Origin of the sequence: Actinokineospora globicatena (assembly GCF_024171945.1) — a bacterium.
GTDB lineage: Bacteria > Actinomycetota > Actinomycetes > Mycobacteriales > Pseudonocardiaceae > Actinokineospora > Actinokineospora globicatena.
In genome coordinates this window covers 1,143,022-1,163,649 of record NZ_JAMTCR010000003.1, presented here as the reverse complement: position 1 = coordinate 1,163,649, position 20,628 = coordinate 1,143,022, and the positions used below count along the sequence as shown (strand labels likewise).

Below are 20,628 nucleotides of genomic sequence, written 5' to 3'. Positions count from 1 at the left end.
GCGCGGGGGAGTGCGTTGCCGGGATCTTCGCTGGTCGACGGGATCTGAGGAGGTGGTGCGGTGAAACGGGACTGGGGCCGGGCGGACCAAGCGGTGCGGGTGGGGCCGAGGTCGGCGGCGGTGCTGGCGCTGGTGTCGGTGGCGGGGCTGATGATGTTCATCTGGCCGCTGCTGGTCCGGGTCGAGCCGCAGAGCATGCAGCACGGGCCGGACGCGCCGTTCGTGTTCATGGGGGTGTTGCCGCTGCTCATCGTGATCGTCCTCGCCGAGCTGTCCGAGGGCGGCATGGACACCAAGGCGCTGGCGATGCTGGGCGTGCTGTCGGCGATCAACGCGGCGCTGCGACCGCTGGGTGCCGGGACGGCGGGCATCGAGACGGTGTTCTTCATGCTCGTGCTGGCGGGCCGGGTGTTCGGCGCTGGGTTCGGGTTCGTGCTCGGGTGCACCTCGTTGTTCGCCTCCGCGTTGCTCACCGCGGGGGTGGGGCCGTGGTTGCCGTTCCAGATGCTGTGCTCGGCGTGGATCGGCATGGGCGCGGGCCTGTTGCCGCGCCGGATCACCGGCAAGGCCGAGATCGCGATGCTCGTCGGGTACGGCATCGTGGTCGCGTACTTGTTCGGGCTCTTGATGAATCTCTGGTTCTGGCCGTTCATCACCGGTGTCGAGGTCCCGTACCACAGCGGCCACATCTCCTACGTCCCAGGCGATTCCGTGTGGGAGAACCTGCACCGGTTCCTGGTCTTCACCTTGCTCACGTCGACAGCGGGTTGGGACACCGGTCGTGCGATAACCAACACCGTCGCGATCCTGGTGCTCGGTCCCGCCGTCCTCGCCACCCTGCGTCGCGCTTCCCGCAAGGCGTCCTTCGGTGTGCTCCCCACTTTCGGCCTGCCTCGTCCGGATGGTCGATTGACGGGCCCGCTCGGCCTGAAAGACTGACCCGGCAACACCACGCCCGGCGACGGGGGAAGTCCGGTGCGAACCCGGCGCTGACCCGCAACGGTGTGCCACCCCAGCGGTGGCGAGCCCGATTACCCGTGCCGAGCGTCGATCCCCCACCCCGTCGTGGTCCGCGGGCCGGGAGGCGGTGCCTCGGCGCCCGCTCCGGTTCGCGGTGCCCGGAAAGGTCCACATGAGACTCCGGTCCGCACTCGCGGTCGCCATCACCTGTGCCGCCACCATCGTCGCCGCACCCGCCGCTTCGGCCGCCACCACGCACCGCCCGGCGGACGCGGCCTCGGGCTGGCTCGCCCGCCAGTTCGTCGGCGGCGACCACCTGGAGACCGACTTCGGCGGCACCAGCTACCCCGACGCGGGACTCACCCTCGACGCGGTGTTCGCCTTCGCCTCCTCCGGCAACGCCAACGACTACGGCGCCGCCGCGCTGACCTGGCTGGCCCAGCCCGCCAACCTCACCGGCTACATCGGCGACGGCACCGAGGCCTACGCCGGTGCCACCGCCAAGACCGCCCTCGCCGTCCAGGTCCGCGGCGGCAACCCGACCTCCTTCGGCGGGGTCAACCTGGTGACCAGGCTCAACTCCCTGCTCACCCCGTCGGGCCGCTTCTCCGACCAGTCCATCTACGGCGACTACACCAACGCGTTCAGCCAGTCCCTCGCCATCATCACCCTGGACCGCACCCCCGCGGGCGCCCCGGTGTCCGCGGTGGATTACGCCGCCGCCACCCAGTGCCCCGACGGCGGTTTCCCCATCGTCCTCGGCGCCCCCACCTGCTCCAGCGACACCGACGCCACCGCCCTGGTCACCCAGGCCCTGCTCGCCACCGGCCGCACCGCCAAGGCCCAGCAAGGCCTCACCTGGCTCAAGTCCAAGCAGCAAGCGGGCGGCGGCATCGCCTACGGCAACGGCTCCGGCACCCCCAACGCCAACACCACCGGCCTAGCAGGCCAGGCCTTCCGCGCAGGCAACCGCCCCGCCGCCGCCCTGAAGGCCCGCCAGTACATCCTCTCCCTCCGCCAGACCTGCACCGCCCCCACCGCCCAACGCGGCGCCATCGCCTACGACGCCACGGGCTACGACCCCACCACCGTCACCCGCGCCACCACCCAAGCAATCCTCGGCCTCCACGGCGCCCCCTTCGCCACCCTCACCTCCGCCGGCTCCACCACCGGCGCCCCCACCCTGGCCTGCTCGTAGCCCCCTTCGGGTACCGCCCCTCACCGGGCGGTACCCGAGGACTGGGTGAAAGCTCCGCCTGTCACAACGTGGGCCCTGCATGGACGACAACTTCTACGCCTGGGAGGCGGGTCGCGTGAAGGTTGTCCATAGGGACCTGCACGGTGTAGCAACCAGATCACGTGCTGGCTACCGTGTCAGCCGGTCGTCCGACGAGTCGCCGCTCCAGTTCCGCGAGCCGAGCCGGGCGCAAGGGAAGGCTGAGGCGGTAGCGGTCCACGGGCCCACCGTCACGAGCCGACCAGAACGGCTGCGATTTCCCCAAGATGCCCACGGTGCCGAGGTCCTTGCCGAGGTCCTCTGCGAAGTGCAGGTGCGGCATGCCGCTGCCGCCACGCAGTGGAGCGGGCAGTCCCGCCCGCTCGGCGAGGGCGACTACCTGCGGCGCCACCTCGGCGATCCGAGCGCGCAGGCGCGTGGTCACGTCACCCAGTCGCAGGACCGCGGCACCCAGTCGCAACGATATCGAGGAGGCGAGCATGGGTGGCACGAACCCGGTGACCACGCCGGTGAGCGCTGGCGAACTGACGCAGTAGGCCAACCGGATGCCACCGAGCCAGTACCCCTTGGACAGTCCGCGGAACACGACGAGGTTGTCGACCTGGTCGGCGATCGTCACCGCGCTGAAGCCAAGCGGTCGGTAGTTCGCGTAAGACTCGTCGACAACGACGACCGCGCCGTGGCGTGCCGCCTCCGCGCAGAGCTCACGCAGGTCGTGGAGGTCGTCGAAGGCCGTGCCGGTCGCGGACGGCCGGTCGAGCGACACCAACCGCGGTCGCGACTCCCGCACTCCCCGCAGGTGGTCGTCGGCGGTGACCAGTTCGCCGCCGAGTCGCCGCACCCAATGCGGCAGGTCCGGGTACACCTCGCCGACCACATAGGTGTTGCCACCCGGCGCGAGGGCGGCGACTGCCTGCAGCAGTGAGTTGACCCCTGCGGCGCAGACCACCCCGCATGCCCAGTCGTGCCGGTCGAACAGCGCGCTGACCACTGGGCCAAGCGCCGCTGAGCCGTGCGGGTCCTTGACCAGGTAGGTGTCCGTTGCGGCGAGGGTGGTCGCCTCCGCGGTCAGCTCCGCGCGCAGCAGCGCCGGGATGTCGACATCGAGCAGTTCGCGTTCGTCCAGTGTCCACGCGAGATTCAGGGTGTGCTCGTCGTCGCCGAGCAGCGGCAGCGAGCGGTAGGACGAGTTGGCCAGGGCCACGGGTGAACCTCCGGATGGTCGGGACGGGGGAATCCTGTTGTGGCAGGATGATCGAGTGCCATGGACGCCAGGCGAGCAGGTCGACATCGGCGGTATGCCCGCGGCCGCCGAGTGGGAGCAGTTGTCCGTCGTTCCCGTGAAGCGGGAGCTGCTCGGTGCCGATCTGTACTTCCGCGAGGGGTGGGCCGACGTCGTCGAGGTGTTCGGCGCGGACGCGATGGACGCGCTGCACGGCCTGGCGATGTTGGTCGTGAAACCGGACGCGGTTGTCGGCAGGCGGCTGGGTGTGATCCTGGACTACCTTCTCCAGCACGGGTTCACCCCGGTCGCGACGACCAGTCTCGCGTTCACCAGGCACTCCATGCGCGAGGTCTGGCGCTACGACTGGCACGTCTACACGATCGACCGCCTGCGGTTGTGCTCGTTCTGGTACGTCACCAACGACGTGCTGCTGTTCCTCGCCCGCGACACCCGGCCGGTCGCAGGCCTCCCCGCGACCGTCCGGCTCAGCGAGCTCAAGGGCTTGGGCGACCCGGCGAAGCGGGGACCGCACCACCTGCGCACCGCGCTCCGCCCGCCCAACCGCATCCTCAACTTCGTCCACGTCGGCGATGAGCCTGCCGACGTCGTCCGAGAACTGGCGATCTTCCTCGACGCCGCGGAGCGCGGGCGGTTCCTGCGGCAGTTGCGTGCCGACATCCGATCCGACCGCACCGACCAGGCGCGCGCGGCGATCACCGACATCGAGTCGCGGTACCCCGCGCACGACCTCGACATCGAGGCCGTCCTGGTGCGGCTGGCGCCGTTCGTGGCACAGCAGGCGCTGCGCCACCTGCGCGAGGTCGTCAACGGTGCGGAGAAGATCGGATGGGACGAGTTGACCGAGGCCGTACCCGTGGCGCGGGTCGATCGCTGGGACGTGATCGTGCTCGCGTCCTACGTCGTGCGCAACGAACGCCCGGTTCCGCACGCGCTGCTCCCCTCGGTGACCGCCGCGGACTGGGTCACCCGCGCCGCGGGTCAACCGTCGTAGGTCTGGTCCCCGCTCTCGCGGTGCCACACCCGGACCAGGTGCCGTGTGCGCCGGGGGTCCGTGCTGTCGGTGAAGGCACTCCGGAAGTGCGCGCACTCGAGGTTGTTCAGGTACTGCAGTTGGCCTCTCCGGATGGTGAAGTCGACCCACAGCCTGGGGTCGGTGGTGATCTCGTGCAACCGCTGCAGAGCCGCCGCCAGCAGGTCGTCCATCGGCTCACCGACCATGTCGTAGCCCCGGCGGATCAACCCGGGTACCAGACGCGCTCGCAGCCGTTCGCCGTCGTACCGCAACACGCGAGCGGACATGACCTTGGGTGCGCCCGGGGCGTGCTCGGCTTGGCGGTCGAAGTACGCGGGTTCGTAGAGCCGTCGCAGCAACCGGGGGTGTTCGGCCAACATCCGGTTGTGCACCGAGTACAGGCTGCAGAACCGGCTGACGCCCCCGGTCTCGGCTGGGCGCAGGCACAGCAGGCCCACGTAGTCCGGCAACGTCGCGCCGAAGCCGTTGTCGGTGTGGAAGGACAGTTCGATGTTGGTGGTCGACCCGCGAACGCCGTAGCCGAACCGTTTGCCGGAGTCGCGGACGTGGAAGGCCATCGTGCCGTCCCACTTGGTCGCCACCGGCGCGGCCAGGAACTGCCCGAGCAGCCAGTAGACCGAGATCGCCTCCTCCTCGGTCCACTCCTCGATCGGCAGACCGTCCACCACCGCCAACCCCATGCCGGTGGTGAGACGGGCCTTGACCGCAGCCATGCACCGTGCCGACTCGGTCAGGTCGAACCGCTCCGGCCGGAGCAGCAACATCGGCAGTGGGGCGCGGCGCAGCCGGGCGACCACGGCGTTCAGCTCGGCCACCGCCGCGCCGGTGAGGTGGACCACCCACTCGCCGGGTGCCACGCTGTCGCGCGTCCACGCCTTCGGGCCGCGGACCTCGCGCGCCAGCGCGACCCCGGTGGGCTCAGCCAACCGCAGCACCTGTTCGTCGCCTGCCAGGTCGTGGTGGTTCGGTGTCCCTGTGTGCATCGTTGTCTCCTCAACCGCGCTGCGACGTGTCGTGCGTCCGCCGCAGCGCCGCCTCCGCCCACGTCGCGATGGTGTTGAGCACCGCGCTGTTGGACTGCGGTCGCGCGGCGCTGAGCTGGAAGTAGGCCACCCCCTCCACCGGGGCGCCCAGCACCGTGATCCGGGTGTCCACAGTGCCGTCCCGGCGCACGGGGTGGAAGTCGGTGGTGACGTCGAGCCCACCCGGGTGGAAGTCGTGGCCTGGTCGCGCGGCGGGGTTGCGCCACCGGCGGACAAGGCCACGGCGCACCATGGCCGGGTACAGCGGGCGCACGTCGTGCTCGGCGTCGAACGGGTGCGACCGACCCTCCACGACGGTGCCGACGTGCCTGCGTTCACCGGTTGTCGGCCCGGTGATCCGGAAACCGGCAGCCCCGGGCGTCACCTCGGCCCCTGGCCCGATTCGCAGGTCGACGATGTCCGCCTCGACGAGGGCGAGGATCCGGCGCATCGGCTGCAGGCCGGTGCCGTTGGACATCCTGGTGTAGTGGCGCAGGTGGACCCGGGTGAACTCCCGCTGCGACTCGGCGGTGAGGCCGCCGAAGTCGACCACGGCGGAGAACACCGACCGCAGGTCGCGCCACACCCCGTCGCACGCCGCCTTCACCGGGTTGCGCAGGTTGCCCTGTGCCGCGGCGATTTGGTCTCGCCGCATCGCCGCGATGACCCCGTCCCGCCACCGCTCACCCGTCAAGTCCCTGTCGCGATCCACCGGGTCGAAGAAGCGCCGCCACGCGAACCGGTGGTCCTCGGGCGCGCTCGGGTGCGGGAAACCGCTGTCGACGACCCGCAGGAACGCCGCTGATTGCTCAGCGTCGAGGCCTACCGCGAGCACGTCGTCGTAGCAGGCGGTCACGGGAGCCAGCAGGTAGTCGATCGGGTCCTCGGTCCACCCCGCGCCGCCGTGCGCCAGGAACTCCGCGTAGCGTGGCGCCACCGCGGCGCGCACGCGGCCGCCGAACCCGTTGCCGAGCAGCGTTCGGTGGTAGACCTCGGCCAGTTCGAGCACGACGAGCGGGAACACGTGCCTGGCGAAGTCGAGTTGCCGCACCGGCCCGCTCGGCAGCACCGCGGGCACCCCGTGCCTGGCGCGCAACTCGTGCACCGCCTCGATCGTCAGGAACACCGGCCTGTGCTCCAACGCCGCGTGCCCGAGCCCGGTGCTGTCCACCGCCTTGAAGTTCTCCGCGCGGCTGCTGGTGAACATCCCGCTCGGGCTGATCGCGACGATGGGGGAGGGCTCGCGCCCGCTGGGCACGTAGCGCAGCGCCCCGGACTGGCCCGCCACGGGCTCCTCGACGAAACGACCACCCCGGCCCTCGGTCAGGTGGAGCAGGAGATCGATGGCCGTCAGGCCCAGTCCGAGCACACCCAGCGGCGCGCCGGGCGGCACCGCCCGTTCGTCCAGCCGGTGCTCGAGCGGGTACGCCTGCGGGATGTAGTTCGCGCCCGGCTCACGCTCGGCGTGCGCCGCCAGTCGGGCCGCGCGGGTGCCCGGCGCGGGTGTGTTGGTCGAGTGCCCCGTGACGAGCAGGATCCGGTCGGCGGCCACGCCTGGCGTACTGGTGCCGTGGACCAGGTACGGGTGATCCGCACCCGGTCGTGGCTCGATGTCGACGACCTCGTCCGCGTGCAGGTCGACCACGACACCCGGTACCGCGCGCAAGACGTCGACGTAGTGGTCGAACATGTCCCTGAGGGCCTGGCCGTGCAGGTGCCTGCGCGGCACGTCCTGGGGCGCGAGGTCGTACCTCGGGTCCCCGGTGGCCAGGAAGCGCTCGCGGGACCACTCCACGAGCGTGGGCCGCAATCGCCGGGGCAGCAGTGCCGTCGCGGCGCGGTTGGACTCGTCGGCGGCGAAGGCGATCTGGCTGGCCACCCGGTTCAGGTAGCTTGTCCACGCCTGGTTGTCGCTGTGCGTCGCGCCCGCCCCGAACCGACCGGTGAGCTCGAAGACCGAGATGTGGACCGGGTGTTCCGGTGGACTCGTCGACAGCAGCGCCGCGAGCCGCTCCACCGCATAGGTCCCCCACGGCCCCCCGCCCACGACCACCACTCGGTGCGGGATCACGTGACGTGCTCCGCGGGGTCGAGACGCGGGTACAGGTGGCTGACGCCCACCGCGCTCTCGAAGGCCGCGCCGACGCGCAGCACCGTGCGTTCGTCGAACGGCCTGCCGACGAGTTGGATGCCCATGGGCATCCCGGACGCGCTGAAGCCGCTGGGCACCGACAGCGCCGGGTTGCCGGTGACGTTGAACGGCGCGGTCTGCACCGCCACGGACACACCGGGTGGCGGCCAGTCACGGGGGAACTCGTCGAGTCGCGCGGCGGGGGCGAGTCCCGTCGTGGTCAGCAACACGTCGTACTTCGCGAGCGGGCCGTTGTTGAGCTCGACGGTGAGTTCACGCCGGAGCCGCTGCGCCTGCACCAGGTCCGCGGCACTCAGCGTGGCGCCCGCGGCGATCCGCTGGTAGGTGTACCTGCCGTAGTCGAGCGGGCGGGATCGCAAGGTGTCCTCGTGGATCGCGAACGCCTCGGCGAGCATGATGATCCGGCCGCAGGCCTTGAACAGGTCGAAGTCCGGCAACCGCACCTCCTCCACCACGGCGCCGAGTCCAGCCAGCAGGTGCGCGGCGGCGTCGACGGAGGCGACCACCTCGGGAGAGACGCCGGGTGTGTCGGCGAACAGGTCCCGGGCGTAGCCGATGCGCACCCCCTCGACCCCGAGGGCCAGGTCCGCGGTGTGGTCCACGACCGAGTGGGCCGCGCTGCTCGGATCACCCGGGTCGTGGCCCGCCACGACGTCCATCGCCACCGCGGCGTCGGCGACGCTGCGCGTGATCGGCCCGCAGTGGTCGAGCGAGAACGACAGCGGGTAGACACCGCGCCGCGACACCAGGCCGTAGGTGGGTTTGAGCCCCACGACGCCGCAGTGGCAGGCAGGCGAGCGGATCGACCCGCCGGTGTCGGACCCCATCGCCAGCCGGACCAGGCCCGCGCCGACCGCCGCGCCGCTGCCCGTGGAGGAGGTACCGGTGAAGTGCTCGGTGTTCCAGGGGTTGCGTGCCTGCGGGAACGGCAGGTCGGTGCCACCGCCCAGTGCGAACTCGGCGGTGTTGAGCTTGCCGACCAGCACACCGCCGCCCCGAGCCAGCCGGGTCTGCACCTCGCTGTCCTCGGCGGGGATGTTGTCCAGGAGCAACCGGGAGTTGCACGTGGTGCGGATCCCCGCCGTGGCGTAGATGTCCTTGAGCGCGTAGGGGATGCCGTGCAGCGGTCCGCGGTCGACTCCTGCGGCCAGCTCGGCGTCCGCCCGGCTGGCGTCGGCCATCGCGCGTTCGGCGGTGACGAGGATGAACGAGTCGATCCGCCCGTCGATGGCGTGGATCCGGTTGAGCGTGTGCTCGGCCAGGTCGATCGCCGTCACCGCACCGGCGCGCAGCAGGGTGCCGAGCTCGGTGATGGGGAGCTCGTGGACCTCGTGCCCGCCGTTCATCGCCGGTGCCCTGGCAGGATCGCATCGATCCGGTACTGCCCCGCGGGCTCGCTGTCCGCGTGGCGGGGGACGCGCAGCAGCGCGGCCATCGCCGCCAGTTCCCGGTGGACGGCCACCGTGCCCCGGCGCAGGTCCGGCGGCACATCGATCCCGGCTTTGCGCATCGCGTGGTCGAATGGGTCTTCCGCGGGCACCATCGCTGGACCTCCCCCAAGGCGGAACAATGCCGCGGCCCCATGGCCGCGGTTGTATCCGACAGTACCGGACAACAAGCCTGAGTGAATGAGATGTGCGTCCTCGTTCTTTGTCTCAGGTGGTCGAGGAAAACCACCTGAGACAGTCATTTCGCTATTGCGTCGACGTACCGGAAGTTCCTTGCTCGTGTTTGGTGGCTCCCGTAGGGTCGGGAGCGGCCAGTCCGCTTGGGGGAAGCGGAATAGTCGTGATGGCCATTGCCGGTCGGCTGTGTCGAGTCGTCGGTCCGGGAAATCCCCATTCGCGGTGTCAACCGGTCTCCACTCCGGAGACCCGACGTCAAGGAGGCGATGTGACGGTCGAGCACGCGCCCGGGATCCGCGCGGTCACCGAGCAGGAGGTCGACCACTACCGGGAGAAGGGGTGGGTGCGGTTGCCCGCGTTGTTCTCCCCCGAGGTCGTCGCGGGTCTGCTGGCCAGGGCCCAGTCCAGGATGGGAGTCGCCGAGCCGCTGACGGTCAGCAGGCAGTCGCCGCAGGAGTTGGAGCCCAACGAGTACGACTGGTACGCCAGGTGGGACGGCTGCTCGCACGAGGACCCGTGGATCCGCGGCGTCGGGCAGTCCCGGGCGCTCGCGACGGCGGCGAGCACGCTCATGGGCGACAAGATCCGGTTCTACTTCGACCACTTCTTCGTGAAGGTGCCCGCCGCGACCAGTGGGACGGAGACGCCATGGCACCAGGACCTGCCGCACCACCCGCTCGACCGGCAGGGCGTGTTGACCATCTGGGTGCCCCTGGTCGACTGCCCCCCGGAGAAGGGCTCACTCCGGTTCCTGTCCGGCTCGCACCGGGCAGGTCTGCTCGGCCGCTACCTCAACCGCCGCGACGACGTGCAACTGGTGGACGAGCACCCGTGGATCCTCGACGAGTACGAGATGTCCCCGCCGCTGCACCTGCGTGCCGGTGACGCCACGGTGCACAACCTCGCCATCACCCACTACGCCCCGCCGAACGCGACCGACACCGCCAGGTGGGTCTACTCCACCCAGTGGCTGCCGCACCGCACCCGCTACACCGGTGCCCCCAACCACCGCACCGACGGGCTCGGATTGCCCATCGACCGGCCGCTCGAACACCCGCGGTTCCCGATCATCGAGACCGACGCCGGGTAGCACCGGCGAGCGGCGCGCCTGCTCGCGGTCGGGAGCGGGGTTTCTGACAGGATGGGGACTCGACTTCGCAGTGACGACACCACTTCAGATGAGGAGTGACATGACCGCGATTGCGCGCGTCGTGGGACGGCAGGTCCTGGACAGCCGCGGCAACCCGACCGTCGAGGTCGACGTGCTGCTCGAGGACGGCTCCCTCGGTCGGGCGGCGGTGCCCTCCGGCGCCTCGACCGGAACCAGGGAGGCCGTCGAGCTGCGCGATGGGGACAAGTCCAAGTACCACGGCAAGGGCGTGCGCACGGCCGTGGACGCGGTCAACGGCGAGATCGCCGACGCCGTGCGCGGTCTTGAGGCCGAGGCGCAGGCCGATGTCGACCGCGTCATGGTCGAGCTGGACGGCACGCCGAACAAGGCGCGGCTGGGCGCCAACGCGACACTGGGGGTCTCGCTCGCGGTGGCCAAGGCCGCCGCGGCCGCGCACCGGCAGCCGCTCTACCGCTACGCGGGTGGTGTGTACGCGCACCTGCTGCCGATGCCGATGATGAACATCATCAACGGCGGCGCGCACGCCGACAACGCGATCGACTTCCAGGAGTTCATGATCGCCCCCGTCGGCGCGGAGAACTTCGCCGAGGCGGTGCGTGTGGGGTCGGAGATCTTCCACACCCTGCGCAAGGGCCTGCACGACGCGGGCCACAACACCAACGTCGGCGACGAGGGCGGGTTCGCCCCCAACCTCAACACCGCGGACGAGGCCCTGGAGTTCATCGTCGGCGCGATCGAGAAGTCGGGCTACACCCCCGGCGAGGACGTCGCGCTGCTCCTCGACCCGGCTGCCTCGGAGTTCTACGCCGACGGCGTGTACGACTACCGGGGCGAGGGCCGCAAGCGCTCGGTCGAGGAGCACGTCGCCTACCTGGCCGAACTGGTGCGGAGGTTCCCCATCGTGTCCATTGAGGACGCCATGGCGCAGGACGACCTGGATGGGTGGAAGCTGGTCACCGAGGCCATCGGTGGCCACTGCCAACTGGTCGGCGACGACGTGTTCTGCACCAATGCCCAGTTGCTCCGTCAGGGTATCGACCTGGGTATCGCGAACTCGATCCTGGTGAAGGTCAACCAGATCGGCACGCTCACCGAGATGCTGCTGACCGCGAACACCGCGTTCAAGGCGGGCTACTCGGTGGTGATGTCGCACCGCTCCGGCGAGACCGAGGACACCACCATCGCCGACCTGGCTGTCGCCACCAACTGCGGCCAGATCAAGACCGGCTCACTGTCGCGTTCGGACCGCACCGCCAAGTACAACCAGCTCATCCGCATCGAGGAGGAGCTCGGCTCCGAGGCGGTGTACGCGGGTCGATCCGCGCTGAGCGCTCGGCGTTGACCACCCGGTCGGGTGCGCGGCGGGCGAACGTCCGTCGCGCACCCGACGCGTTCAGCGCCAGGACCCGGGGGCGGGATTGGTGATCACCTTGCGCTCGCCGGGCTCGTCGCACACGATCAGCCCCGCGCCGAGGGCCGCCAGGTCCCAGTGGTGCACCTCAGCGCCACAGGCGCGTACCGCCTCCACCACCTCCACCCAGCCGACCGGTGCACCGGCCCGGAGCTGCTCGAGCAACTTCATCGCGTGTTCCCCGCCCTCGGCGCGCCTGAGGGCCGCTGCCACCGCGGTGCCCGCCTCGTCCGGCGCGAAGCTCCGGTGAGTGCCCGCCGCGCGCTCGGCGGTGACGAGTCTGCTCAGTTCCGCGGCCTCCTCGTCAGTGGGGCCAGCGCCCGCCGCCAGCGCCCGCAACGCGCCGCGCCGCTGCGCGGTGTCGAGCAGCAGGCCCAGTTCGCGCACCAGGTCGGCGGGCTCGTCGGCGACGTGGATGTAGCTGAAGTTGCGATTGTGCTGGCGCAGCAGGTCGCGCAGGGTGCCCGGCCGCTGCTTGGCCAGGTCGGCCGACCCCTTCAGGGAGGCGAGGCGCAGAGTCGCAGGCAGGGTGTCCGGCCGCTCGTCGCGCAGTAGGAGCAGGAGTCCGGCCCCGACGTACACCGAGTCGTTGAGGGCCAAACGATCGATGGTGGCCGAGGTGAGCTGGTAGCGCCACATCTCCCGCCACAGCAGCGGGGTGAACCCCGGTCGGCGTGCCACCACCACCGCGAACCCCCGGTCGGCGAGGAAGTCCAGGACCGCCTCGACCTTGCCCGCGGCGATGCCATCGGGTTTGACCATGAGCAGTGCGGTCGCGTGGAGCACCTCGGTCGCGCGGTCGCCGAGCACCCGCTCGACGTCGCGCAGGGCTTCTCGGTAGTAGGTCTCCCGGCGGTAGTGGTCCAACTTGCCCGGCGTGCGCGACAGCGCGGCGCGGTCGACTGTGTTGATCGTGACCCCCTGAATCGTTTCGCGGTGGACACCCGATGCTAGCAATCACCGATTTCGTCCGGTTCCCGTTCCTGGAGCAGAACGGGTGGCAGTGCTGGATTCAGCGGCAAACTGCCTGTCCCTTGAACAGGTGCGGTGGCTGGGGTAGTCTTCGGAGAAGTCTGGGTAGTCGGCGTGGGGGCATCGCGGACATTTCTGGGGTTGTCTGGTGATGTCTTTTCTGGGGCCGCGCATTCTTTCCGCCGTACCCGGCTGTTCGATTCGATCGGCACATCTGATGGCAGGGCCGGATGCCAAGCGGTATCCGTGCCAGGACCGGAGAGGATCGGCTGGCCGCATGATTTCGGAGGACACCGTGTCGCCCACGATTTCCATCGTCACCGCGCACGGCAGGCAGGTGCTGGCCGGTGACGGCGACGAGCGGCTGGTCGACCTGCTCAACCGGTACCGCGTGCCGTGGTCGGCGGTCGCGGCCTACGTGGTGCCGCACGGAGGCGGCGAGCCGAAGCTGTCGCCGTCGCTGGACACCCGGCTGGCCGACTTCGAGGACGCGGCTGAGGTGCTGCTCTACTTCAACCGCAACGTCAACCCGTTCCTGTTCGCCCTCGACGACTTCAAGACGATCGAGAGCGCTGACCCGTCGCTGGGCACCGAGTACTTCTACCAGCGGCTCGACAACGAGGCCGGGGTGGCGGAGGCGTTCCTCAAGAAGCTCAGCCCGGACGAGTGCAAGCAGATCATCGCCGAGCGGGTGGCCGAGACCGTGCGGGCGTCGGTGCCGCCGGGGTCGACCCTGGTCGTGGGCGTCAGCGGCGGCGGTGACAGCAACGCGATGCTGTGGGGCCTGAGCAGCCTGGTCGACCACGGCATCACCATCGATCCGGTCATCCTCAAGGGCATCCCGGACTGGGACGCGGGCGTGCCGCGTGCCCGAGCGCTCTGCGAGTCCTACGGGCTCGACCTCACCGTGATCGACGAGGACGAGGTGAAGGACCTGCTGGGCATCCCGGTCGACGACCCGACACCGCTCATCGACCGGTTCGAGCGCGAGTTCGCGGGTGACGACTTCGAGTTCCTCGGCACACTGCTGATCCGGCTCGCGCTGACCAAGCGGGCCAAGGACATGGGCACGTCCTACATCTGTACCGGGCTCAACCTGGAGGACGTGGTCTGCGAGGCCATGTTCCGGGTGTCCTCGGGGATGAAGCCCGCTCCCTTCCCCGCTCGCGAGATCGGCGACACCACACTGCTGTTCCCGCTGTGGATGTGCCCCAAGCGCATCATCGACGGGTGTTTCCCGAAGTACTCCTTGGACAACTACGACGCGCGCTACCCGTGCTTCTCCCTGGGGCGCAACATGTACTACAGCGTGGTCTACGCGATGCAGTCGCAGTTCCCCGGTTTCCTCGAGCAGTTGACCCGCGGCCTGTCGGCAACGAGCATGGCCGACCCGATCAGCTACACCTTCGACGAGCAGCTCGGGTTCTACACCGAGCGGGCCGTGCCCTTCCCGTTGCGCAGGCGTTTCCAGCGGATGCTGGGGCTGGCGCCCACGGGACGGTGAACGCGGTCGGACACCCGCAGTCGGTGACCGCTGTGCGGTCCCGGCTGGCGGGTTTGGTCGAGCGGCAGGCGGCGGGCGCGGGCGGGGCAGTTGTCGTGTTCGCCCTCGACGGGGTCGGCCGGGGTCTGGCCGACCGGGCCTGGCGCGCGGCCGAGGTGTGCACGATGCGGTCGGTGTTCCCGTCGACCTCGGCGGCCGCGTGGTTGAGCAGCCTCACCGGGGTCCCGGTCGCGCGGCACGGCATCCCGGGCGTCGTCTTCACCATCGACGACGACCTCGTCAACGTCTACGAACACCACCGGCCGTTGGTCGACGGCGGCCAGGGCAATGTGTTCGGTGACGCGGTCGCGCACGGCTACCGAGCCGTCGCCGCGCTGTGCGACCTGGTCAACTACCCGTGCTCGTGGCGGGACCTGTTGTTGCGGGGAGCGGAGGTGGTCGTGGGGACGCCGCTGTACACCAGACCGGGTCCGTACCGCGCACCGTCCGCGGACGAACTCGACACCGGGCTGCGGGCCGCTGTCGCGGCGGGCCTGGCGGGCGGCGACCGCTGCCTACTCTGGTGCTTCGTCGAGGTCGACACGCACATCCACCACCACGGTGACGACGCCCACGCGGTCGAGGCGCTGCGCGTGGTCGAGCGGCTCGCACTCGACCTGGTCGCCGATGGTCACGTGGTGGCCGCGCACTCCGACCACGGGCACACCCCGACCACCCACGACACCTGGCTGGCAGAGCTGCTCGACGGCCTCGCCGCGGAGTTCGGGTTCACCATGGGCGGAGCGGGGCGCACCCGATGGCTCTACCCGGCGCCGGGGACGTCTGAGGCGCTGGCCGCCCGGCTGCGCGCCGAGCTACCCGGATCGATCCGGGTGGAGCGATCCGATTCGGAGTTCCCACCCGGCACCGCCGCGCGCGACCGGGTCGGCGACCTGCTCCTGGTCGCGGAGGGGACGCGGTTCTTGACGGTCGACGGCTACCGCTTTGACCACGGTTCCCGTACGCGGGAGGAGATCGAGGTCCCGTTCGCGGTCTGGGGTGTTCGGTGAACACCACTGGTGCGCGGTCCGCGGTCGCCGGGCTGGTGCGCACGCTCCTGGCGACCGCGGACATCGACGACATGCTCAGCGCGCTCGCCGAGGTCGCGGCTTTCGACCGGTTCCAGGCGTCCGCAGGCATCCAGAGCGCGGCTGACGTGGTAGCCGCGCGCGCTGTGGCAGCGGGGCTGACCCAGGTCGAGGTCCGGCAGTACCCGGCCGACGGCGGCGCCCAGTGGTGGACGTTCGACGCCCCCACGTCGTGGACCCCTACCGCGGGCAGGATGTCGGTTCCTGGCGCGGTCGAGGTGGACCACGAACGGCACCCCTTCGCCCTGGCGACTCACTCGGCGGCGGCGTCGGTGCGCGGGGCGCCACTGGTGGGCACCGGGGCGGTCACCCGCGGCGCGGTCGTGCTCCTCCCGGCCGCCGAGTTCGCGACCGGGCACTCGATCGGTGTGCTCGAGCGCGGGGGAGCGATCGGGTTTCTCACCGACGGCGCGGCCAAGGCAGGCGGCGAGCGCGGCCGGATCGAGCTCCCCGCGGGCAGCGGGCTGTTCGGCTTCAGCCTGACCCCTGTGGAGTTCGCGGCCGCGGGCAGGCACAACCTGGTGGACGTCGAGGTCCGCCTGGGACCGGTCGCGCGGATGCCGGTGGTGACCGGTCTGCTCCCCGGGTCGGGGTCCGGTGAGGTCTGGCTGATGGGGCACCTGTGCCACCCGCGCCCCGGCGCCAACGACAACGCCTCCGGGGTGGCCGCGTTGCTCGGCGCGGCGCGGGCGTTGGCCGCGGGCCGCGGCGCGGGCAGGCTCCCGGTCTCGGAGAGGGGTGTGCGGTTCATCTGGGGACCGGAGTTCACCGGCACGGCGGCTGCCCTGCACGGTGTGCTCACCGCGGACGGTAGGCCGGGGTTGCCCGTCGCCGTGGTGAACCTGGACATGGTCGGCGAGGACCAAGCGTCGTGCGCCTCGCCCTTCGTCGTCGAGCACCCACCGCGGGCACTGGCATCACCGATGGCCGCGCTCGCCGAGGTGGTGGTCGCGGAGGCCTTCGCGCAGACCGCGGCCGACCCCGGCACGTGGTTGCCCGCCCGGTTCGCGGGCTTCTCCGACCACGCCCTGTTCGCCGATCCCTTCATCGGCACACCCGCCGTGCAGTTCTGCCACCCGGCGGACCGCTTCAACCACAGCGCGGGCGACTCCCTGGACAAGGTGTCCGCGGTCGAGATGCTGCGCTCGACCGCCGCCGCGGCGGCGTTGGCGCACCTGGTCGCCGACAGAGGCGCTGGTGTGGACCTCGCGTCCGTCGTGTCCCGGTGGTGCGATGAGGATGCCAGGCTGGTGGGCGCCGCGGCGCACCACCACCGCCACGTCGAGGGCGGTGGCTGGAGCGACCGGCTGGTCGGGCACGCCCAGCGGCACCACGCCGCCGTGCGTGCCCGCGTCGCCACCGGCCGAGCGCCCCGGGTCGAGCGAGGCGGGCGGTCCGGTGGCCTCGTGCGCACCTGGGACGGCCCGCTCAACGTCCGGGCGATGCTGGCCGCGGCACCCGCCGCGGCCAGGGACGCCGTTGCTCGGCTGGTCGCCGAGGACAAGGCCACGCTGTCGTTGGCGTTGACCTTGGGGATCACGATGGACGGTGGGTTGAGCCGGGCGCGGCTGGTCGATGAGATCTCGTTTGACCGGCTGCGCCCGGTGGACCCCGAGGTGGCGCGGGTGCTGCTCGATGCCTACGTCGACTCGGGATGGGCACGGACACAGACACCGCTCAATCGGGATTTGGGGGCTGGCGATGACCGTCGCAGTGGGCACTAGTCCGCCGAGTTGCTCGTTCTGCGGCGAGCCGCGGACCGAGCAGCGGCACCTCGTCTCGGCGCGCGACGCGCACATCTGCGACGGGTGTGTCGACGAGTGCGTCGCCGAGATAGTCGAGCGCAGGGCGGCGCGCGGTGCCGACGGCGAGGACGTGTCACTGCCGAGACCGCGTGAGATCGGTGCTCTGCTCGACCGGTACGTCGTCGACCAGCACCGGGCCAAGCGCTCGCTGGCGGTCTCGGTGTACAACCACTACAAACGGAACCTGCCGGGGCGGGCGGCCCCGGGCGGCGATGACGTGGAACTGGTCAAGTCGAACATCCTGCTGCTCGGACCCACCGGGTCCGGGAAGACGCTGTTGGCGCAGACCCTGGCCCGGATCCTGCGGGTTCCGTTCACCATCGTCGACGCGACCGGGCTCACCGAGGCGGGCTATGTCGGCGACGACGTCGACAGCGTGCTGCTCAAGCTGCTGCAGGCGGCGGGGGGCGACATCCGCCGGGCGCAGATGGGCATCGTCTACATCGACGAGATCGACAAGATCGCGCGGCGGGGCGGCGGCGCCGCGCACGGCAGCAGGGACGTCTCGGGTGAGGGCGTCCAGCAGTCGCTGCTGAAGATCATCGAGGGTGCCGTGACCACGGTGGTGCCGCGCGAGCGCGGTGGGAACCTCTCCCGCGGCAGCCGCAGCCGCACAGCGCAGGAAGGGATCCAGCTCGACACCAGCGACATCCTGTTCATCGTCGCTGGGGCCTTCGCGGGCATCGAGGACATCGTGGAGAAGCGCTTGGGGGCTGGGGGTATCGGGTTCGCGGGCGACCGGCGGCAGCGGGTGCGCCGCACCGCGTCCGAGTTGGTCGCGGAGGTGGGACCGGAGGACCTGGTCGAGTTCGGCATGATCCCGGAGTTCGTCGGCAGGCTGCCGATGATCACCTCGGTCGACCACCTCGGGCGGGCCGCGTTGCTGCGGGTGCTCACCGAGCCGAGGAACGCCCTGGTGCGCCAGTACCGACGGCTCTTCGAGATCGATGGGATCGAGCTGGAGTTCGGTCCCGGCGCGCTGGAAGCGGTGGCCGACCAGGCGATCGAGCGGGGGACCGGCGCGCGCGGCCTGCGATCCATCTTGGACAACGTGCTGATCTCGGTGATGTACGACGTGCCCTCGCTGGCCGGAGTGGCCAGGGTGGTGGTCACCGAGCGGACGATCACCCAGGCGGGGGCGCCGGAGCTCTACAGCGCTGACGGCGAGGTCCACCCGTACGACGAGGTGGCCCCGGCCTGACCCGGGGCTGTCACCACCACATTGCGCTCGGCGAGTGCCTCGACCAGTGCCCAGGTGTCGGCGATGGCGTCGAGCAGTGCGTAGCGGTACCGGTCGGCGAGGCGTGCCGCGATGTCGTGGACGGTCGCGGCACCGTCGATTGCCCGGAAGACGAACTCGGCTTCCTCGTTCAACTCGAAAGCGCGCTCGGAGGTGGCGATCACGAGGACTCCGCGGTAGCGGCGGGTGCGCACATCCGCTCGGCGCAGGGGAATCGTGTGCTCCACGGGGTTCACCTGACCTCGATGTCCAAGGCCAAGCCGCGGCACGCCGAGATCGTGTCCTGGATCCACGGCACCGGTTCGTCCTGCTCGTACCCGCTCATGGTCTCGATCGCCCAGTACTCGGACAGCCGGAGTTCGTCCGGCGAGGTCTCCTGGAACCGGCGAGCGCGCCACTTGGGGATGCGTGAACCGTAGTTGCCCCGGCTCTCCAACAGCGCGTCGACGACGTGGCCCCACGCCTGGCGGGCGGACAGCGCCGCGCTGAGGTGGTCGCCCGCGGCGAGTTGGCCCAGGGCGTCGGCCACGCGATTGTCCGCGGCGGCGAGCGAACGCGTCGTGACGAACGCGCGGAACGCGCTGTCGGCGAGTTGCGCGGAACGCCTGGCCACCCACTCCGCGCCGTCGAGGGCGACGCACGTGGTGAGCCGCTCCAGGAACAGTTCCTCGTCCTCCGCCAAAACGTCGGTGGGGGACCGGCCGCTCTCGAAGCGGTCCCAGCTCACCTTGGCCAGCATCTCGCTCACCTGTGTGTTCGTCCAGTACTTGAACTCCCACCTGCGCCCGTCGACCTGCACGACCCTGGTCGGCACGCTCGGTGTGCGCAGGGGAACCCGGATCGTGCGCGATCCGGTCGCCTGCGGCACGCGGTCCGCCACCACGTTGAAGTCGTAATCGCTGCTGCTGTTCGCCCAGCCCCTGGCCAATGAGCCGACCGCGCACACAGCGATGTGCTCGGCCGGCAGCGCGCCGTGCTCGGCCAGCGTTCCCACATCGGGAACACCGGTGATTGCGCGCGTGTGCTGAGCGATCTGAAGTCGCGCTGACAAATAAGCCCCCAGGCTGTCGCGTCCTCACGGTTTCGCCATCGTGTCGGCAAAACCGCTGACCACGTTATTCTGCCATTGCACCATCGGCGCGGGCGCGCGGTCAAGGGCGGGCAGGACAGGGGAAGGGCCGCCCCGTGTTCCGGGGCGGCCCTTCCAGGTGTTGCCGACTACTGCGCGCCGGTCTCGCAGCTGGCGCCGGTGATGGCCTCCAGGCCGTGCTTGGAGGCGGGCACCGCCGCGCCGCCGACGCGCAGCGCCTCGAGCTCGCCGACGCTCATCACGACGGTGGTCGTGACACCGGCGGACGGGATGAGCTCGACGAGCTCGGTCTTCAGGTCGAAGTTCGTGCTCTGCGTCGGGGTGGAAGTCGCCTCACGCATGACAACTGCTCCTTCGGTCCGGCCAGACTGTTGTCTCGCTCTGGTATTAATGTACTTTCTCCAGGGCCGTCGTCGACAAGGATCTTCGCGCGATTCGATAAACCTGCCGTATCAGGTGGTCGCGCAATCCCGCGAGCTTGTCTCAGGTGATTCTTGGGATATTTCTTGTTGTACCACCTTGCGTGGTCCGAAGAGGCGTTCGACGAACGTCCCGCTGAACTCGCGGATTATCCTCGGGCGGGGGCGCCGCGCCGCGGCGTCCCCGGGCGGTTGGCTGGCGCTCTCGCTCGCGCCCAGTCGCGTGTTGGCGGCGGCGGTGATCGCGTTCGCCCAACACCGAACCCCCTCGTCGAGCGCGGTGTCCGCCACCAGCAGGCCGATCGCGGTCCAGACGCCCTCGCCCGCCCACTGCGCGAACCGGCGGTGCGCCGTCTGCCACGACACCCCGAAGACCTTGGGGACCTCGCGCCACGCGCAACCGCTTGTGAGGACATAGGCGATGGCGGCGAAACTCGCCTCGTTCTGCGCGCGGGGAGTCCCGCCGCCCTGGGGGCGGGAAACCGGTCTCGGCAGCAGTGGTTCGACGTGGGGCCACAATGCCATCGGTGCGAGCCAGGTGAACCGGTCCATAGTCCCATCATGCGCTTCCTCGGCGTGTGCGCAAAGCGTCTGGTCGTGTTTTTGGTGACTGGTCGCGCTGGTGCGATATTTCACGTGGCGCGGCCACTTCG

Annotated in this window: 19 protein-coding genes; 9 read left to right on the top strand and 10 right to left on the bottom strand. The window is 70.4% G+C overall.

The annotated features are described in order from the left end of the window. Nucleotides 1–60: 60 nt before the first annotated feature. Both LV79_RS18495 and LV79_RS34005 read left to right on the top strand, forming a co-directional pair. The gene (locus tag LV79_RS18495; protein WP_253838377.1) at nucleotides 61–939 is read left to right on the top strand and encodes an ECF transporter S component; all 879 of its coding nucleotides are present in this window, start codon (nucleotides 61–63) and stop codon (nucleotides 937–939) included. Between the two features lie 193 nt (nucleotides 940–1,132). After that, on the top strand, nucleotides 1,133–2,158 hold the full coding sequence (locus LV79_RS34005; protein ID WP_285469957.1) for a prenyltransferase/squalene oxidase repeat-containing protein: 1,026 nt from the start codon (nucleotides 1,133–1,135) through the stop codon (nucleotides 2,156–2,158). Nucleotides 2,159–2,315: 157 nt separating this feature from the next. On the opposite strand, the gene LV79_RS18485 is transcribed toward LV79_RS34005, so the two are convergent. Next, on the bottom strand, nucleotides 2,316–3,401 hold the full coding sequence (locus tag LV79_RS18485) for an aminotransferase class I/II-fold pyridoxal phosphate-dependent enzyme (RefSeq protein WP_253838375.1): 1,086 nt from the start codon (nucleotides 3,399–3,401) through the stop codon (nucleotides 2,316–2,318). Between the two features lie 55 nt (nucleotides 3,402–3,456). Between LV79_RS18485 and LV79_RS18480 the strand changes: the two genes are divergently transcribed. After that, entirely contained in the window at nucleotides 3,457–4,434 is a 978-nt protein-coding gene (locus tag LV79_RS18480) for a nucleoside-diphosphate kinase (protein ID WP_253838372.1), read from the top strand. On the opposite strand, the gene LV79_RS18475 is transcribed toward LV79_RS18480, so the two are convergent. From LV79_RS18475 to LV79_RS18460, 4 genes are read right to left on the bottom strand one after another with little or no spacing between them, the layout of a single operon-like run. After that, nucleotides 4,422–5,459: a TauD/TfdA family dioxygenase gene (locus LV79_RS18475; RefSeq protein ID WP_253838369.1), complete on the bottom strand. Its 1,038-nt coding sequence runs from the start codon at nucleotides 5,457–5,459 to the stop codon at nucleotides 4,422–4,424. The genes LV79_RS18480 and LV79_RS18475 overlap by 13 nt on opposite strands. 10 nt (nucleotides 5,460–5,469) lie before the next feature. Continuing rightward, the gene (locus LV79_RS18470; RefSeq protein ID WP_253838367.1) at nucleotides 5,470–7,569 is read right to left on the bottom strand and encodes an FAD/NAD(P)-binding protein; all 2,100 of its coding nucleotides are present in this window, start codon (nucleotides 7,567–7,569) and stop codon (nucleotides 5,470–5,472) included. Continuing rightward, on the bottom strand, nucleotides 7,566–8,996 hold the full coding sequence (locus tag LV79_RS18465) for an amidase (protein ID WP_253838365.1): 1,431 nt from the start codon (nucleotides 8,994–8,996) through the stop codon (nucleotides 7,566–7,568). The genes LV79_RS18470 and LV79_RS18465 overlap by 4 nt, the downstream gene beginning before the upstream one ends. Further along, a complete protein-coding gene (locus LV79_RS18460; protein ID WP_253838363.1) occupies nucleotides 8,993–9,193 on the bottom strand; it encodes a hypothetical protein in 201 nt (66 codons plus the stop codon). The genes LV79_RS18465 and LV79_RS18460 overlap by 4 nt, the downstream gene beginning before the upstream one ends. A gap of 350 nt (nucleotides 9,194–9,543) precedes the next feature. Here LV79_RS18460 and LV79_RS18455 point away from each other — a divergent pair, with 350 nt between their 5' ends. Beyond that, nucleotides 9,544–10,365 carry a phytanoyl-CoA dioxygenase family protein gene (locus LV79_RS18455; RefSeq protein WP_253838362.1) on the top strand — a complete coding sequence of 274 codons (822 nt, stop codon included), beginning with the start codon at nucleotides 9,544–9,546 and terminating at the stop codon, nucleotides 10,363–10,365. A gap of 100 nt (nucleotides 10,366–10,465) precedes the next feature. After that, complete coding sequence (gene eno / locus LV79_RS18450; protein WP_253838360.1) at nucleotides 10,466–11,749, top strand: phosphopyruvate hydratase; 1,284 nt, start codon at nucleotides 10,466–10,468, stop codon at nucleotides 11,747–11,749. Between the two features lie 51 nt (nucleotides 11,750–11,800). Here eno and LV79_RS18445 read toward each other — a convergent pair whose 3' ends face one another. Further along, nucleotides 11,801–12,685: a nucleoside-diphosphate kinase gene (locus LV79_RS18445; protein ID WP_253838358.1), complete on the bottom strand. Its 885-nt coding sequence runs from the start codon at nucleotides 12,683–12,685 to the stop codon at nucleotides 11,801–11,803. Nucleotides 12,686–13,067: 382 nt separating this feature from the next. Here LV79_RS18445 and LV79_RS18440 point away from each other — a divergent pair, with 382 nt between their 5' ends. Genes LV79_RS18440 through clpX form a run of 4 tightly spaced genes read left to right on the top strand, consistent with a single transcriptional unit; the run spans nucleotide 13,068 to nucleotide 18,427 of the window. Then, a complete protein-coding gene (locus LV79_RS18440) occupies nucleotides 13,068–14,294 on the top strand; it encodes a tRNA lysidine(34) synthetase (RefSeq protein ID WP_253838357.1) in 1,227 nt (408 codons plus the stop codon). A gap of 23 nt (nucleotides 14,295–14,317) precedes the next feature. After that, on the top strand, nucleotides 14,318–15,343 hold the full coding sequence (locus tag LV79_RS18435) for an alkaline phosphatase family protein (RefSeq protein WP_253838356.1): 1,026 nt from the start codon (nucleotides 14,318–14,320) through the stop codon (nucleotides 15,341–15,343). Next, nucleotides 15,340–17,145: a M28 family peptidase gene (locus tag LV79_RS34560; RefSeq protein WP_253838355.1), complete on the top strand. Its 1,806-nt coding sequence runs from the start codon at nucleotides 15,340–15,342 to the stop codon at nucleotides 17,143–17,145. Before LV79_RS18435 ends, LV79_RS34560 begins: the two co-directional genes overlap by 4 nt. Beyond that, complete coding sequence (clpX, locus tag LV79_RS18425; protein WP_253838354.1) at nucleotides 17,123–18,427, top strand: ATP-dependent Clp protease ATP-binding subunit ClpX; 1,305 nt, start codon at nucleotides 17,123–17,125, stop codon at nucleotides 18,425–18,427. The genes LV79_RS34560 and clpX overlap by 23 nt, the downstream gene beginning before the upstream one ends. On the opposite strand, the gene LV79_RS18420 is transcribed toward clpX, so the two are convergent. The 4 genes from LV79_RS18420 to LV79_RS18405 all read right to left on the bottom strand — a co-directional run bounded on the left by LV79_RS18420 (nucleotide 18,376) and on the right by LV79_RS18405 (nucleotide 20,527). After that, nucleotides 18,376–18,693 (bottom strand): PqqD family protein, encoded by a 318-nt coding sequence (locus LV79_RS18420; RefSeq protein WP_253838352.1) that lies wholly within the window; start codon nucleotides 18,691–18,693, stop codon nucleotides 18,376–18,378. The genes clpX and LV79_RS18420 overlap by 52 nt on opposite strands. A gap of 5 nt (nucleotides 18,694–18,698) precedes the next feature. Next, on the bottom strand, nucleotides 18,699–19,460 hold the full coding sequence (locus tag LV79_RS18415; protein WP_253838350.1) for a hypothetical protein: 762 nt from the start codon (nucleotides 19,458–19,460) through the stop codon (nucleotides 18,699–18,701). Between the two features lie 224 nt (nucleotides 19,461–19,684). Beyond that, nucleotides 19,685–19,897, bottom strand: a complete 213-nt coding sequence (locus LV79_RS18410; protein WP_253838349.1) for a hypothetical protein — start codon at nucleotides 19,895–19,897, stop codon at nucleotides 19,685–19,687. A 111-nt stretch (nucleotides 19,898–20,008) separates the two neighbouring features. Beyond that, entirely contained in the window at nucleotides 20,009–20,527 is a 519-nt protein-coding gene (locus tag LV79_RS18405; RefSeq protein WP_253838348.1) for a transposase, read from the bottom strand. Between the last annotated feature and the right edge of the window lie 101 nt (nucleotides 20,528–20,628).

Bases quoted from the DNA above. Each gene is read 5' to 3' on its own strand.
- LV79_RS18475 (WP_253838369.1), bottom strand. From the start codon at position 5,459: ATGCACACAGGGACACCGAACCACCACGACCTGGCAGGCGACGAACAG.
- LV79_RS18460 (WP_253838363.1), bottom strand. From the start codon at position 9,193: ATGGTGCCCGCGGAAGACCCATTCGACCACGCGATGCGCAAAGCCGGG.
- LV79_RS34005 (WP_285469957.1), top strand. From the start codon at position 1,133: ATGAGACTCCGGTCCGCACTCGCGGTCGCCATCACCTGTGCCGCCACC.
- clpX (WP_253838354.1), top strand. From the start codon at position 17,123: ATGACCGTCGCAGTGGGCACTAGTCCGCCGAGTTGCTCGTTCTGCGGC.
- eno (WP_253838360.1), top strand. From the start codon at position 10,466: ATGACCGCGATTGCGCGCGTCGTGGGACGGCAGGTCCTGGACAGCCGC.
- LV79_RS18465 (WP_253838365.1), bottom strand. From the start codon at position 8,996: ATGAACGGCGGGCACGAGGTCCACGAGCTCCCCATCACCGAGCTCGGC.
- LV79_RS18410 (WP_253838349.1), bottom strand. From the start codon at position 19,897: ATGCGTGAGGCGACTTCCACCCCGACGCAGAGCACGAACTTCGACCTG.
- LV79_RS18440 (WP_253838357.1), top strand. From the start codon at position 13,068: ATGATTTCGGAGGACACCGTGTCGCCCACGATTTCCATCGTCACCGCG.
- LV79_RS18405 (WP_253838348.1), bottom strand. From the start codon at position 20,527: ATGGACCGGTTCACCTGGCTCGCACCGATGGCATTGTGGCCCCACGTC.